General features: G+C 71.0%; 15 protein-coding genes. 8 read left to right on the top strand and 7 right to left on the bottom strand.

Going from position 1 to position 13651, the window contains the following annotated elements; translation table 11 throughout:
• Nucleotides 1-107: 107 nt before the first annotated feature.
• The 3 genes from KBX50_RS13320 to KBX50_RS13330 all read left to right on the top strand — a co-directional run bounded on the left by KBX50_RS13320 (nucleotide 108) and on the right by KBX50_RS13330 (nucleotide 3311).
• Entirely contained in the window at nucleotides 108-1328 is a 1221-nt protein-coding gene (locus KBX50_RS13320; RefSeq protein ID WP_210937337.1) for a S8 family peptidase, read from the top strand.
• 140 nt (nucleotides 1329-1468) lie between these two features.
• Nucleotides 1469-2050: an HhH-GPD-type base excision DNA repair protein gene (locus KBX50_RS13325; RefSeq protein ID WP_210937338.1), complete on the top strand. Its 582-nt coding sequence runs from the start codon at nucleotides 1469-1471 to the stop codon at nucleotides 2048-2050.
• Nucleotides 2051-2084: 34 nt separating this feature from the next.
• A complete protein-coding gene (locus KBX50_RS13330; RefSeq protein WP_210937339.1) occupies nucleotides 2085-3311 on the top strand; it encodes a low temperature requirement protein A in 1227 nt (408 codons plus the stop codon).
• Between the two features lie 54 nt (nucleotides 3312-3365).
• On the opposite strand, the gene KBX50_RS13335 is transcribed toward KBX50_RS13330, so the two are convergent.
• Both KBX50_RS13335 and KBX50_RS13340 read right to left on the bottom strand, forming a co-directional pair.
• Nucleotides 3366-3677, bottom strand: a complete 312-nt coding sequence (locus KBX50_RS13335; RefSeq protein ID WP_210937340.1) for a hypothetical protein — start codon at nucleotides 3675-3677, stop codon at nucleotides 3366-3368.
• Nucleotides 3678-3679: 2 nt separating this feature from the next.
• The gene (locus KBX50_RS13340) at nucleotides 3680-3979 is read right to left on the bottom strand and encodes a hypothetical protein (RefSeq protein WP_232511440.1); all 300 of its coding nucleotides are present in this window, start codon (nucleotides 3977-3979) and stop codon (nucleotides 3680-3682) included.
• 110 nt (nucleotides 3980-4089) lie between these two features.
• Here KBX50_RS13340 and KBX50_RS13345 point away from each other — a divergent pair, with 110 nt between their 5' ends.
• Nucleotides 4090-4452, top strand: coding sequence for a DUF3099 domain-containing protein (locus tag KBX50_RS13345; RefSeq protein WP_210937341.1), 363 nt, complete (start codon nucleotides 4090-4092; stop codon nucleotides 4450-4452).
• Between the two features lie 75 nt (nucleotides 4453-4527).
• On the opposite strand, the gene KBX50_RS13350 is transcribed toward KBX50_RS13345, so the two are convergent.
• Together KBX50_RS13350 and KBX50_RS13355 are read right to left on the bottom strand one after the other, a co-directional pair.
• Nucleotides 4528-5454, bottom strand: coding sequence for a PfkB family carbohydrate kinase (locus KBX50_RS13350; RefSeq protein ID WP_210937342.1), 927 nt, complete (start codon nucleotides 5452-5454; stop codon nucleotides 4528-4530).
• 5 nt (nucleotides 5455-5459) lie between these two features.
• Nucleotides 5460-6395: a pseudouridine-5'-phosphate glycosidase gene (locus KBX50_RS13355; protein ID WP_210937343.1), complete on the bottom strand. Its 936-nt coding sequence runs from the start codon at nucleotides 6393-6395 to the stop codon at nucleotides 5460-5462.
• A gap of 88 nt (nucleotides 6396-6483) precedes the next feature.
• Here KBX50_RS13355 and KBX50_RS13360 point away from each other — a divergent pair, with 88 nt between their 5' ends.
• The 3 genes from KBX50_RS13360 (at nucleotide 6484) to KBX50_RS13370 (ending at nucleotide 9319) form a co-directional block, all read left to right on the top strand.
• A complete protein-coding gene (locus KBX50_RS13360; RefSeq protein ID WP_210937344.1) occupies nucleotides 6484-6702 on the top strand; it encodes a DUF3039 domain-containing protein in 219 nt (72 codons plus the stop codon).
• Between the two features lie 39 nt (nucleotides 6703-6741).
• Complete coding sequence (locus KBX50_RS13365) at nucleotides 6742-7395, top strand: trimeric intracellular cation channel family protein (protein ID WP_210937345.1); 654 nt, start codon at nucleotides 6742-6744, stop codon at nucleotides 7393-7395.
• 193 nt (nucleotides 7396-7588) lie between these two features.
• A complete protein-coding gene (locus KBX50_RS13370; RefSeq protein WP_210937346.1) occupies nucleotides 7589-9319 on the top strand; it encodes a DEAD/DEAH box helicase in 1731 nt (576 codons plus the stop codon).
• Nucleotides 9320-9516: 197 nt separating this feature from the next.
• Here the strand turns inward: KBX50_RS13370 and KBX50_RS13375 are convergent, their stop codons facing one another.
• Both KBX50_RS13375 and KBX50_RS13380 read right to left on the bottom strand, forming a co-directional pair.
• Complete coding sequence (locus KBX50_RS13375) at nucleotides 9517-9750, bottom strand: hypothetical protein (protein ID WP_093410327.1); 234 nt, start codon at nucleotides 9748-9750, stop codon at nucleotides 9517-9519.
• A 244-nt stretch (nucleotides 9751-9994) separates the two neighbouring features.
• Nucleotides 9995-11596: an RNA polymerase sigma factor gene (locus KBX50_RS13380; RefSeq protein ID WP_210937347.1), complete on the bottom strand. Its 1602-nt coding sequence runs from the start codon at nucleotides 11594-11596 to the stop codon at nucleotides 9995-9997.
• Between the two features lie 287 nt (nucleotides 11597-11883).
• Here KBX50_RS13380 and KBX50_RS13385 point away from each other — a divergent pair, with 287 nt between their 5' ends.
• Nucleotides 11884-12705: an inositol monophosphatase family protein gene (locus KBX50_RS13385; protein ID WP_210937348.1), complete on the top strand. Its 822-nt coding sequence runs from the start codon at nucleotides 11884-11886 to the stop codon at nucleotides 12703-12705.
• Nucleotides 12706-12836: 131 nt separating this feature from the next.
• On the opposite strand, the gene KBX50_RS13390 is transcribed toward KBX50_RS13385, so the two are convergent.
• Complete coding sequence (locus KBX50_RS13390; RefSeq protein ID WP_170863611.1) at nucleotides 12837-13352, bottom strand: LytR C-terminal domain-containing protein; 516 nt, start codon at nucleotides 13350-13352, stop codon at nucleotides 12837-12839.
• Nucleotides 13353-13651: the final 299 nt, after the last annotated feature.

The following is a 13651-nucleotide window of genomic DNA, read 5'->3' on the forward strand; positions in this document are numbered from 1 at the left end:
CATCTCTGTTATATCCGTCGATCTAACGCTAGCATTCCTCCAACTCAGTCCAGGGTGCGGACCGCCCGGCCAGAAGCCCGGTCGGCCGCCCAGGTAAGGGAGGCACGATGTCCTCAGGGTCCACCGCGCGACGGCAGCTCATCCGGGCGCTCGCCGTCGTCGCCACCGCGGCGGCCGTCTCGGCGGCCGGCACCACCGCGGCGGTCGCCGCGCCCACCGGCGAGATCCGTGGTGCCGGCGCGTCGAACGCGGTCAGCGGCAGCTACCTGGTCGTCCTGCGAACCGACGCCGTCGGTGCCGCCGGCTCGTCGACGGCTCGGTCCGCCGTTCCGGACCGGGCCAGCGCCCTGGTCAAGCGGTACGGGGGCAGCGTCTCCGACACCTACAGCGCCGCGCTCACCGGCTTCGCGGCCAAGATGACCGCCACCCAGGCGGCCCGCCTGGCCGCCAACCCGGCGGTGGCCTACGTGGAGCAGGACCAGGTGGTGACCATCCAGGCGACCCAGACCAACCCGACCTGGGGCCTGGACCGCATCGACCAGCGGAACCGGCCGCTGAGCGGCACCTTCACCTACCCGAACACCGCCTCGAACGTGCGGGCGTACATCATCGACACCGGCATCCGGACCACCCACGGCCAGTTCGGCGGCCGGGCCACCTGGGGCACCAACACCGTGGACAGCAACAACACCGACTGCAACGGCCACGGCACCCACGTCGCCGGCACCGTCGGCGGGTCAACGTACGGCGTGGCCAAGGGCGTCCGCCTGATCGCGGTGAAGGTGCTCAACTGCTCCGGCGGCGGCACCACCACCAGCGTGGTCAACGGGGTGAACTGGGTGACCGCCAACGCGGTGAAGCCGGCCGTGGCGAACATGAGCCTGGGCGGCGGCGCCAGCACCTCCATCGACAACGCGGTGCGCAACTCGATCGCCTCCGGCGTCAGCTACGCCGTCGCGGCGGGCAACTCCAGCGCCAACGCCTGCAACTACTCGCCGGCCCGGACCTCGACCGCGATCACCGTCGGCTCGACCACCAGCAGCGACGCCCGGTCCTCCTTCTCCAACTACGGCTCGTGCGTGCACATCTTCGCGCCGGGGTCGAGCATCCCGTCGGCCTGGCACACCAGCAACACCGCGACCAACACCATCAGCGGTACGTCGATGGCCTCGCCGCACGTGGCCGGCGCCGCCGCTCTCGTGCTCGGCGCCAACCCGTCCTACTCGCCGGCTCAGGTCAAGAGCTACCTGGTCAACAACGCCACCACCGGCGTGGTGTCCAGCCCGGGCAGCGGTTCCCCGAACCGCCTGCTGTTCGTGGTGAACTGATCCTCAAGTGATAAACCGGCCCGGCGGACGGTGCGAACCGACCCGCCGGGCCGAGTCACGTCCTCGGTGCGCCGGACCCGGTTCGGGTCGAGGTGGGTGTCAGCGCACGTCGCGGCTCCGCCTACGGGCAGGATGAGGGCATGACGCTCGTACTGCCCATCGACCCGGAGGCGAACCAGCTGCTGGCCCGCGACCCGCTGGCCCTGCTCGTTGGCATGGTGCTCGACCAGCAGGTCTCGATGGAGAAGGCATTCTCCTCGCCGTACGTGCTGGCCCAGCGGCTCGGACACGACCTGGACGCCCGGGAGCTGGCCGACTTCGATCCCGAGGCCCTGGTGGCGATCTTCGCCCAGCCACCCGCGCTGCACCGCTTTCCCAAGGCGATGGCGGCCCGCGTGCAGGAGGTGTGTCGGGTGTTGGTCGAGCGCTACGACGGCGATGCCACCCGGCTCTGGGCGGACCCGGCCGACGGTCGTGAGCTGCTCGGGCGGCTCACCGCCCTGCCCGGATTCGGCCGGCAGAAGGCCCAGATCTTCCTCGCGCTGCTCGGTAAGCGGTTCGGGGTGCAGCCGCCGGGCTGGCGGGAGGCGGCCGGCCACTACGGCGATCCGGAGGCCCATCGGTCCGTCGCCGATGTGACCGATGCCGAGTCACTGCGCCTCGTTCGGGAGTACAAACAGCAGATGAAGGCGGCGGCGAAGGCGGGCGCGCGGGCGGACTGACCGGGCCGCCTCCGACGATGGCAGGGGGCGTTCGATGGCGCAGCGGGGCGGCGCGCTGCTGCGTGGTGAGAACGGAACGTCGCGGGCCACCTTCCTGGAACTCTTTCTCGACCTGGCCCTCGTCTTCGCCCTGACCCGGGTCTCGGTCCGCTACATCGACGAGGTCGAGCACGGGCTCACCGTGCTGGGCTTCCTGGAGACCTTGATCCTCTTCCTCGCGTTGTGGCACGTCTGGACGTTGATCAACTGGGTCACCAGCCGGTACGAGCCGGACGCCCTGACGATCCAGCTCGTCGTGGTCGGCACGATGTTCGGCAGCCTGGTGATGGCCGTCACCCTGCCCCGCGGGTTCGAGGAGCGGGCGCTGGCGTTCGTGGTGGCCTACCTGGTGACGGTGATCGGCCGCCCGCTGCTGATCGCCGCCGTGCTGGGTCGACATCCGCGCCGTACCGTGCCGTGGCGACTGGCCGCCTGGGCGGTGGTGGCGGGGGTGTTCTGGCTGGCCGGTGCGCTCGGCCCCGCCGACCTGCGGTTCGGGCTGTGGGCGCTGGCCATCACCATCGACCTGGCCGGATACCTGCTGGGTTGGCCGGTGCCCGGGCTGGGCCGGGCGCCGGTCTCGGCATGGCGGATCGCCGGCGAGCACATCGCGGAGCGCTACCAGCAGATCTTTCTCATCGCGCTGGGCGAGACGATCCTGGTCATCGGGATCACCTACAGCGGCGAGGGATTCGGCTGGTTGGCGGCGGCGGCCTTCACGGTCGCCTTTCTCACCACCGCGTTACTCTGGCGGATCTACTTCCACCGGGCCGGTCACCTGCTCGTCGAGGCGCTGCGGATGGCCCGGTCGCCCGGTCGGCTCGGTGCCTCCGCCTCGACCACGCACCTGGTCATGGTGCTCGGCGTGCTGCTCACCGGAGTGGGTTACGAGTTGGTCATCGTGAAGCCGTTCGACCGGGTCGAGCCGGCGTGGCTGATCTTCATCGTCGGCGGGCCGGCCCTGTTTCTGCTGGGTCGGACCCGTTTCGAGTACGAGATCTTCGCCCGGGTCTCCCGCCGACGGGTGCTGATGATGCTCGTGCTGGTCGGGTCCGCTCCGCTGCTCCTGCTCGGCACGCCGATGCTGGCGCTGTCCGTGGTCGCCGGTGGGCTGGCCGTGGTGGCCGTCGTGGACGGGCTGCGGGCTCGTGACCAGCCGATGGAGCCGTCGGCATCCCCGCTGGACCGCCCGGATCCGGGTGACGCCAACTTCCCGACCTGACCCGCGCGCCACGGACCGCCCGACGCGGGTCGCCGAAGTTGGTTGACGATTCCGTCAGGCGGCGCTCGGATGAGCGAGGGAGGCGATGGCCCGCCGAACGTCGGCCAGCGAGACGGTCGCCGAGTCGTCCAGGTCGGCCAGGCCCGCCTCGATCCACTGCCGCATCAGCGTCGTCACGCCGATGCCCCGGGCGTCGGCGGCGGCCCGAACCCGTTCGTACGTCTCCAGTGGCAGCCGGACCGACCGGCTGACCATTGGGGTCTCGGTGTCGGGGGCGGGCAGCCCCACCGCCTGGCTCTCGTCGATCAGATCGGCGATCCGGTCGCCGCCGCCGTGGAACTGCTTGATCGCGTCGTGACGGTCCATCGTCACCGCCTCCTCGTCTCCGGAGAATTCCGCACGGCCTCGTCGTAGCGTTTTGCCTCGACGTCGCTCAACTCGCGGGCGGAGAGGACGTCCCAGTCGTTGTCGGCGCCGTCGGTCTCGGCCAGCAGCACGGCCACCCGGCGTCCGCGGGCGGTGGGGGCGTAGACCACCATCACGTCATCGCCGAGGTGGCGGATCACCCGCCGGCCGCTGTGCAGCGCCTCCCAGACTTCCCCCGGCGTGACGTCGTAGACCCGCAGATTGGCCAGCGCCTCGTCGGTGAAGCTGAACCTGCTGCCCACGCGGCGAGCGTACCACGGGCGTAACACGAAATTCGGGAGCGACGAACCTCGTCGCTCGCCCGGTCAGAGTGACAGGATGGAGTGCGACCCCTCCGGAGGAGGTACCACGGGTGAAGCGTCAGGCTTACCAGCCGATCCTCATCACCGACGCCTCCCGCAGCCAGGATGATCAACTGACCAGCCGGCAGCGGCGTTACGTCGTGATGATGGGTGTCCGCGTCGCCTGCGTGATCGTCGGCGCGATCCTGGTCGGCGTGGGGGCACCACTGCTCTGGCTCTGGCTGCCCCTGGTCGCGCTGGGCATGGTGCTCATCCCGTGGCTCGCGGTGCTGCTGGCCAACGACCGGCCGCCCAAGGAGCGCCACCGCCTCGCCAACCGCTTCTCGGCCCGTTCGGCCACCGAGGCGGTGCCGCCCCCGATGAGCCTCGCCGCCGAGGAGCGGCCACACAAGATCATCGACGCCGAGCCCTGACCCCACCTCGGCCGGGTCTCGTTCAGCCACTCCTTCCGCCGGGTGGATCAGCCGTTCTATCTGCGCCGGTCTGGCTCAACGAGCCGGTCGGGCACCGACCTGCGCCACCGCTGCGGCACCGAGATCCGCGGCCCGGGCCAGGGCGGTGTCCGGCGTCGCCCCGGCCAGCCAGGCGCTCAACAGGCCCGCTGCGAAGGCGTCACCTGCCCCGGTCACGTCCCGCACCGCCACCCGGTGAGCCGACGAGGTGACGATCGCGTCGTCCCGGTCGACCCAGACCGCGCCGGCACCGCCGCGCTTGACCACCACCCGGCGGGCCACGGTGACAAGAGCCCTGGCCTGTGCCGCCGGTTCCAGCCTCCCGGCCAGCACGGTGGCCTCGTCGACGTTCACCAGCAGCAGGTCGACCTCGCGTACCCAGTCCAGGAAGGCCGCCGCCCCGACCGCCCGCAGCGGTGCCGCGGAGGCCGCGTCGACACTTGTGGTGAGGCCGCGTTCGCGCGCGCCGGCCAGCGCCCGCAGGCCGGCCGGTCGGGAGTCCGCGTCCAGCAGGGTGTACCCGGACAGGTGCAGGTGCGTGGCGTCCGGCGCACCGTCCAACGCCGCGTCCACGTGGTCGGGACGCAGCAGTACGTTCGCCCCGCGCTCGGTGACCATCGTGCGCTCGTCACCGGCCGCCAGCACGATCACCGTGCCGGTGGCAACCCCGACGATCCGCTGTACGGCGCAGTCGACCCCGGCGCTGATCAACTCCGTCACCCGGTCACGGCCGGCGTCATCGTCACCGACCGCACCCACCAGGGTCACCGCTACCTCCTCGGCGGCCAGCCAGGACGCGGTGTTGGCCGCCTGCCCACCTCCGGTGGACCTGATCGCCGCCGGGGTGTCGGATCCGGGTGCCAACGGGCCGGCGAGCACCGCCACCACGTCCGTGACCACGTCACCGACGACCAGGACGCGGCCGGTCCCGGCTCGGCCCGCTCCGCTGCCGTTTTCGGTCACCCCGGTCACGCCGAGGGGTCGGCCCGGCGCTGGGCGGCGGCGACCGCGATCCGGGCGGCCAGGTCGGCGTTGCGCAGGATGATCCGGACGTTGACCGCCAGGCTGGCACCCTGCGTCGCGGAGTGGAAATGGGCCAGCAGGTACGGCGTGACGGCCTTGCCGGTCACCGCGTCGCGCTCCAGCAGGGCGAGACCCTCGGTGAGCGTACGGTCGTGCAGGTCCGGGTCGAGCTGCTCGTCGGTGGGCAGCGGGTTGGCGACGATCAGCCCACCGTGGTGCGCGCGGTGCTGCTCGCGGGCGGCCAGCACATCGGCGACCAGTTCCGGGGAGTCGACCGACCAGTCCAGATCGAAGCCGCCGTCGGTGATGAAGAAGCCCGGGAACCGGCGGGTCCGATAGCCCACCACGGCCACCCCGAGGGTCTCCAGCCGTTCCAGGGTGGCACCGACGTCGAGGATCGACTTCACCCCGGCACAGACCACCGCGATCGGCGTACGCGCCAGGGTGACCAGGTCGGCGGACTCGTCGAAGGTCTGCGCCGCCTCGCGGTGCACCCCGCCCAGCCCGCCGGTGGCGAACACGCCGATACCGGCCGCGGCCGCTACGGCGCTGGTCGCGGCCACGGTGGTCGCACCGTCCGCGCCGGTGGCGGCGGCCACCGCGAGATCGCGTACGGAGAGTTTGGTCACCCCGTCGGCGGTGGCCAGCCGGGTCAGCTCGGCGTCGTCGAGCCCGACCACGAGTTCGCCGGCGACCATGCCGATGGTGGCCGGCACCGCGCCGGCGTCCCGAACGGCCTGTTCGATCTGCCGGGCCACCCGGAGATTGTCCGGCCGGGGCAGGCCGTGCGAGACGATGGTGCTCTCCAGAGCGACCACGGGACCCTGCTCGCGCAGTGCCCGGGCCACTTCGGTGCCGTAGCGAAGATGAAAGTCGGTCACAATCGCTCACCGTACGCCCGCCACCCGGGTCACCTCAGGTGGACCGGGTGAGGGTGACCTGCCAGACTTGTCGGTCGGAGGTGCAGACGTGAGTACACAGATCCTCGAGCGTCCCGAGCTGAAGGACGCCGACACCGGTCCGGAGATGTTCCATTACGTCCGGAAGGAAAAGATCGCCGAAAGTGCCGTCATGGGCACCTTCGTCGTGGCGCTGTGCGGGGAGAAGTTCCCGGTGACGAAGACGCCCAAACCGGGTTCGCCGGTCTGCCCGAAGTGCAAGGAGATCTACGACTCGTACCGCGAGTGACAGCCGCGGCCCGTCCGGCGGCCGGCGTAACCTGCGGCGGTGACCACCTCCACCGCCCTGCTCCTGGCTGACCTGGCCGGGGTCGCGGTCTTCGCCGCCTCGGGGGCCTCCGCGGCGGTGGCCAAACGGCTCGACCTCTTCGGCGTGGTCTTCGTCGGCTTCGTCGCCGCCCTCGGCGGCGGGATCGTGCGGGACCTGGTCATCGACGAGGTTCCGCCGCTGGCCTTCGCCGACTGGCGCTACGCGGGCACCGCCGCCGTGACCGCCGCGGCGATCTTCTGGCTGCATCCGCAGTTCGCCCGGCTGCGCACCACCGTCCTGGTGCTGGATGCGGCCGGGCTCGGCCTGTTCACCGTCGCCGGCACCCTCAAGGCCCTCGACGCCCAGGTCCCGGCGGTCGGCGCCTGCCTGATCGGCATGATCACCGCGATCGGTGGCGGACTCGTCCGCGACCTGCTCACCGGCGAGATCCCGGTGGTGCTGCGGCGGGAGATCTACGCCGTCGCGTCGCTCGTCGGTTCGATCGTGGTGGTGCTCCTGTACGGCCTCGACCACACCGGGCCGATCCCGCTCACCGCCGCCGTGGTGCTGGTCTTCGGCGTACGCCTGGTGGCCCTGCGTCGGCGCTGGTCGGCGCCGGTGGCGACGGTGCGACCGCCGCGTACCGGCCTGCCGGGGCCGCCGCCGGGGTGAGCCCGCAGTGGCGAACGGCACCCCGGTGACGGGTGTGGCGTCGCGTGGGCGGCCCGGCGGCCGCTGGTTATGCTGAGTCGGCCTTCGCGGCTCGGCTGCGCGGAGGCATTTTCGTGGGGCGACCGCCGTGCCCCTCGGCCCGGGTCCGCCGGCCTGCGGCCGGGATATCCCGTGGCCGGAGAGGAGCGAACGCGTGGCAGTCCGGACGCCGGCGCTCGAGACGTTCCCACCCCTGCGCTCCTGGCAGCGCAGGGCTCTGGTGGAGTACCTGCGCCGTCGGGCTGAGGACTTCACCGCGGTCGCCACCCCGGGGGCCGGAAAGACCACCTTCGCCCTGCGGATCGCCGCCGAACTGCTCGCCGACGGCAGCGTCGAGGCGGTCACCGTGGTCGCGCCGACCGAGCACCTGAAGACGCAGTGGGCCGAGGCGGCGGCCCGGGTGGGCATCCAACTCGACGCCGCGTTCCGCAACGCCGACCTGCACTCCTCGGCGGACTTCCACGGTGCCGTGGTGACCTACGCACAGGTCGGGATGGCACCACACGTGCACCGGCGGCGCACCATGACCCGACGGACCCTGGTCATCCTCGACGAGATCCACCACGCCGGTGACTCACGCACCTGGGGTGACGGGGTGAAGGCGGCCTTCGAGCCCGCGGTGCGCCGGCTGATGCTGACCGGTACGCCCTTCCGGTCCGACGACAACCCGATCCCGTTCGTCAGCTACGAACGGGGCGGCGACGGCCTGTTGCGCTCCCGGGCCGACTCGGTCTACGGCTACAGCGACGCGCTGCGCGACGGCGTGGTGCGGCCGGTGCTGTTCCTGGCGTACTCCGGGGAGACCCGGTGGCGGACCAACGCCGGGGAGGAACTGGCGGCTCGGCTGGGCGAGCCGATGACGCAGGATCTCATCGCCCAGGCGTGGCGTACCGCCCTGGACCCGGCCGGCGACTGGATGCCTCAGGTGCTGCGGGCGGCGGATGCCCGGCTGACCGTGCTGCGGGAGGCGGGCATGCCCGACGCGGGCGGCCTCGTCATCGCCAGCGACCAACAGACGGCCCGCTCGTACGCCAAACTCATCGAGCAGGTCACGGGGGAGCGGGCGGCCGTCGTACTCTCCGACGACGCGGGCGCCTCGGCCCGGATCGCGACGTTCGCGGCGTCCGAGCAACGGTGGCTGGTCGCGGTGCGAATGGTCTCCGAAGGCGTCGACATCCCCCGGCTGGCCGTCGGCGTGTACGCGACAAGTGCCAGCACCCCGCTGTACTTCGCGCAGGCGATCGGGCGCTTCGTCCGGGCCCGACGCCCGGGGGAGACCGCATCGGTCTTCCTGCCCAGCGTGCCGCACCTGCTCGGGCTGGCCAGTGAGATGGAGGCCGAGCGCGACCATGTGCTCGGCAAGCCCAAGGACCGCGAGGGCTTCGACGACGAGTTGCTGGACCGGGCCCAGCGCGATGAGCAGGCCAGCGGTGAACTGGAAAAGCGTTTTGCCGCGCTGTCCGCCACCGCCGAGCTGGACCAGGTGATCTTCGACGGTGCCTCGTTCGGTACGGCGGCCCAGGCTGGCACCCCCGAGGAGGAGGAGTACCTGGGCCTGCCCGGGCTGCTCACCTCGGAACAGGTGGCGTCGTTGCTCGCCAAGCGGCAGGCCGATCAGCTCGCTGCCCAGCGACGCCGGGCGACCGAGCGACGGACGGATTCCGCAGCGCCGGCGGCAGCCCCGCCCGCACCGATGAGCGCCGCCCAGCGCCGGGTGGCCCTACGTCGCCAACTCAACGCCCTGGTCGCCGCCCAGCACCACCGCACCGGCCAGCCACACGGAAAGATCCACGCTGAGCTGCGCCGCATCTGTGGCGGTCCCCCCAGCGCCCAGGCCACCATCGAGCAACTAGAAGAACGCATAGCCACCGTGCAAACCCTCTGACCGATCCCTGCCTCCACCGCCCCGCTCTTGTAGGGGTTGATCAAGAAGTTTGCGTCGCTGTCCGTGCGGTTTCGTGACACAAACTTCTTGATCAACACGGTGAGTCGGGGTTGGGCGGGTGGGGGGTATGGGTAAAGCCGGCCGGAGACATCCTGGGGATGTCTCCGGCCGGCTTTATGTCGGGTTTTGCTGAGCCCTCAGTTGGCCATCAGGTCAGCGCCGCGCCAGGTGAACTCCGGGTCCGTCGCGTACCGTACGGTGATCTTGACGAGATCCTCGGCGTACTTGTTGGCGTGGTGCCCACAGAACACCAGCTCACTGCCACCCGCCAGGGTGATCCGGAGCTTGCCGGCGGCATTGCAGCGGTCGCACCGTTCATCGGCGGCCGGGGGGCTCACCGTCTCGGGCGGCGGCGTGAGGGTCGGGGTCATCGCCTTCCTCCTCTGGTCGTCACCGATGAACACTCTCTTCGGTCTTGGTCACCTATCGTGCAACACCCTTGTCGGGCCTCGCCTTCCCTGTGTGCCCGCGGGGGACCGAGGTCACACCTGGCACGGACAGTGTGCCGTGCACCCAGGGTGCCACGTCAACGATCACATTCGTGCAACCACCCGATCACCATCCGGCGATGTACGCCAGGTGGTCAAAACGGCACGATCAGTTGACGGATGCTGATCAGTCGAGGTAGTCGCGGAGCACCTGGGAGCGGGAGGGGTGCCGGAGCTTGGACATCGTCTTGGACTCGATCTGCCGGATCCGCTCGCGAGTCACGCCGTAGACCTGGCCGATCTCGTCCAGGGTACGCGGCTGGCCGTCGGTGAGCCCGAACCGCAGACGTACCACACCCGCCTCACGCTCGGACAACGTCTGCAGCACCTGCTGGAGTTGGTCCTGAAGCAGGGAGAACGAGACCGCGTCGACGGCGACCACCGCCTCCGAGTCCTCGATGAAGTCACCGAGCTGGCTGTCGCCCTCGTCGCCGATGGTCTGGTCGAGCGAGATGGGCTCCCGGGCGTACTGCTGGATCTCCAGCACCTTCTCCGGTGTGATATCCATCTCCTTGGCCAACTCCTCCGGAGTGGGCTCACGGCCCAGATCCTGGAGCAGCTCGCGCTGGATCCGACCCAGCTTGTTGATCACCTCGACCATGTGGACGGGGATGCGGATGGTGCGGGCCTGGTCGGCCATGGCGCGGGTGATGGCCTGTCGGATCCACCAGGTGGCGTAGGTGGAGAACTTGTAGCCCTTGGTGTAGTCGAACTTTTCGACGGCGCGGATGAGGCCGAGGTTGCCTTCCTGGATGAGGTCGAGGAACGCCATCCCCCGGCCCGTGTACCGCTTGGCCAGCGAAACGACCAGGCGGAGGTTCGCCTCCAGGAGGTGGTTCTTGGCCCGCTCGCCGTCCCGGGAGATCCACAGCAGGTCGCGCTGCATGTCCCGGACGAGCTTCTCCTCGCCCTCGTCGGCGGCCCGCAGCCGCTCCGCGGCGTAGAGCCCGGCCTCGATCCGCTTGGCCAGCTCCACCTCCTGCTCGGCGTTGAGCAGCGGAACCTTGCCGATCTGCTTGAGGTACGCCCGGACCGAGTCCGCCGAAGCGGTCAGCTCGGCGTCCCGACGCGCCTGCTTGAGCGCCTCGGACTCCTCGTCGTCCCACTCGAAGTCGTTGTCGGTGGCGGAGTTCGCCGCGTCGGTCGCGGCGGCCTGGGCCAGCTCCGCCGGCTCCTCGACCACGACGTCCTCGATCTCGGCGGCGAGTTCCTCGGGATTGACCTCGCCCTCGGCCGCCTCGCCCTCGGCACCCTTGGCCGGTTTCGCCGCGCCCGCCGCAGCGGCCACGGTGGCCTTGGTGGCCCGGGTGGACTTCTTGGCCGGCGCGGCGGCCTTGGCGGCCACTCCCGCGGTGGTGCCGGCGGCCTTGCGTGAGGTCGCCTTCCGTGGCGCCGGCGCCGGCGCCTCCTCGGCGGCGGGCGCCTGCTTCGGGGCGGGCGCGGCCGCCTTCTTGGTCGTCTTGGCGGTGGTGGCTCGGGACGCGGGGGTGGCGGACCGGGCGGCGGCGACCCGTCGGCGGGTGCTGGCCGAGCCGTCGACCACGACGGTCACCCCGGCCTCGGAGAGCGCCCGCAGGATCTTCTTGGCCTGGGCCGGAGTCACCTCGGCGGACTCGACGGTGCGCGCGAGCTGGGCCGACGTGAGCTGGCCGCCAGCGCTCTGCGCGTGGGCGATCAAGGTGTCGGTGAGCGAGCGAACGTCGGCGCCGGTCTGGCGGGGTTCTGTCACGAATGACCTTCCGGAGGCGAAGAGCGAGCACGGCCGGGATCGTCCGACGCAGCGTGGGGCACCGCGCCGGGCGATGTGGTTGAGGAACCCCCGTGTCCCGGGCCGGCCGGTTGTCGGGCGGCCCGTGGCGCGTGGGCAGGGGTGAATTGTAACGCCGTCTGCGGCGATCATCCTGCGCCGCACGGCTGATCGGCGGCCGGGACCGCCGATTCGGTGCGCTTTTGGACTTTGTAAGGATGATACCTGCGCGGAAGCCGAATACCTGGCCGTGCGGGAAGGGGACGGACATGGAGCGCTCGGCGCCACCGCCACCGCAGCTGCTGGAGATCGCGATCGAGGTGGCCCGGGGCGCGGCGGCCACCGCGTACCGGATGCGTACCGAGGGCGTCTCGGTGGCGGCGACCAAGAGCACCGTCACCGACGTGGTGACCGCTGCCGACCGGGCCGTGGAGCGACAGATCACCGACGAGCTGCGCCGGCTGCGGCCGGACGACGCCGTGCTGGGCGAGGAGTACGGCGCCGCGGTGAATGGCGACGGCCCCCGCCCCCGGGTGCGGTGGATCGTCGACCCGATCGACGGGACCGTCAACTACCTGTACGGCTTGACGCACTGCGGCGTGTCGATCGCCGCTGAGCTGGACGGCGAGGTGGTGGCGGGTGTGGTGCGGAACATCCACACCGGCGAGGAGTGGACGGCGACCGTCGGCGGGGGCGCCTGGCGCGAGGGCCGCCGGTTGCACTGCTCCACCGAGACCGATCTCGGTCAGGCGCTGATTGTCACCGGCTTCGGCTACGACGCCGCGCGCCGGGTCCACCAGGCCCGGGTGCTGGCCGAACTGATCCCGCACGTACGCGACATCCGCCGCCTCGGCGCCGCTGCCGTCGATCTCTGCCTGGTTGCTGAAGGGCGGGCCGACGCCTTCTACGAGAAGGGCCTGGCGGCCTGGGACCAAGCCGCCGGCGCGCTGGTGGCCACCGAGGCCGGCCTGCGGGTCGGCGGGCTCAAGGGGCTGGCTCCCGGGCCGGAGATGGTCATCGCCGCGCCGCCGACCCTGTTCGACGCGTTGCACGAGCACCTGGCCGCGTTGGACGCCTCCGGCGGCCCCTGAGGCGGCCTGGTAGCCGCCCAGCGACCGGAGCAGGACCCGCGAGGCGGGACGCCGCCCGCTGGCCGTCAGCAGCCGGTACGGGGCCGCACCGGTGAGCCGGGGCCCGCTGTCGGCCGACAGCGGGCCGACGGTCAGTTGTCGACCACGATCGGGCAGGAACCGGGCGGTGCGACCGGGGCGCCGAGGTCGCCCAGCGACTGATTGACCTCGGTGGTGGTGGCGAGCTGCTGGAAGTTGCCGCCCAGCACGACGTCGACGATGTCGTCCTCGCGCTTGGCGTTGTATTCCAGCTCGGCGTCGCCGAGGAAGTACGCCCGCAGCAGGTGCGCCGAGCCGACCCCCTTCGGGCCGTAACGCAGGACCGCCACGTCGTCGATCTTCTTCTTCTGGGTGGCTTCCTTCTGCACCTGGAAGTCGCGGTTGCGGAAGTCGTTCCCGACGTCGGCGGCCAGTCCGGGGCGATCGGTGCCGTTGAGCACGTTGATCTTGACATCCTTGTGGTCGCGCAGGGTGACGTCGGCGCGTGGCCAGTCGTCCGGACAACCCTCGCCGGCGCCGGCGTTACTCTGGGTGTCCTTGACCAGCGCCACGACCACGAAGAGCAGGGCGAGCACCGCCAGCATGCCGACGACAACGAGTGCTCGCACTCGCGCAAAGCTCATCAGGGCACTCCCGGGCATCGGTGGGTGGCAGCGGCCGGCGATCGGGCCGTTCCGTCGGCCGTCGGGTACGCCGCTGAGGTTAACGGGTGTCCGACCGTCGCGTGGAAACAGTCCGACATGCCGGCGCGCCACCGGAGAACGGGGTAGTACTACCCCTATCTTCGTGTCGCCTGAGTCACATTGGGAACAACTTCCCGTGCAGGGGCGTACATCTCAGCCACGAGGGCGGTATACATGCCTCGCCCAAAGGGGGGGTAGGGTTCCGCGCTCGCCGGGGAGATCCT

The organism is Micromonospora sp. C51 (assembly GCF_018070435.1).
Lineage (GTDB): Bacteria > Actinomycetota > Actinomycetes > Mycobacteriales > Micromonosporaceae > Micromonospora > Micromonospora sediminimaris.

What these genes read in the sequence shown, in the direction of transcription:
- KBX50_RS13335 (WP_210937340.1), bottom strand. Translation starts at nt 3,677, where the DNA reads ATGGACCGTCACGACGCGATCAAGCAGTTCCACGGCGGCGGCGACCGG.
- KBX50_RS13375 (WP_093410327.1), bottom strand. Translation starts at nt 9,750, where the DNA reads ATGACCCCGACCCTCACGCCGCCGCCCGAGACGGTGAGCCCCCCGGCC.
- KBX50_RS13385 (WP_210937348.1), top strand. Translation starts at nt 11,884, where the DNA reads ATGGAGCGCTCGGCGCCACCGCCACCGCAGCTGCTGGAGATCGCGATC.
- KBX50_RS13330 (WP_210937339.1), top strand. Translation starts at nt 2,085, where the DNA reads ATGGCGCAGCGGGGCGGCGCGCTGCTGCGTGGTGAGAACGGAACGTCG.
- KBX50_RS13320 (WP_210937337.1), top strand. Translation starts at nt 108, where the DNA reads ATGTCCTCAGGGTCCACCGCGCGACGGCAGCTCATCCGGGCGCTCGCC.
- KBX50_RS13325 (WP_210937338.1), top strand. Translation starts at nt 1,469, where the DNA reads ATGACGCTCGTACTGCCCATCGACCCGGAGGCGAACCAGCTGCTGGCC.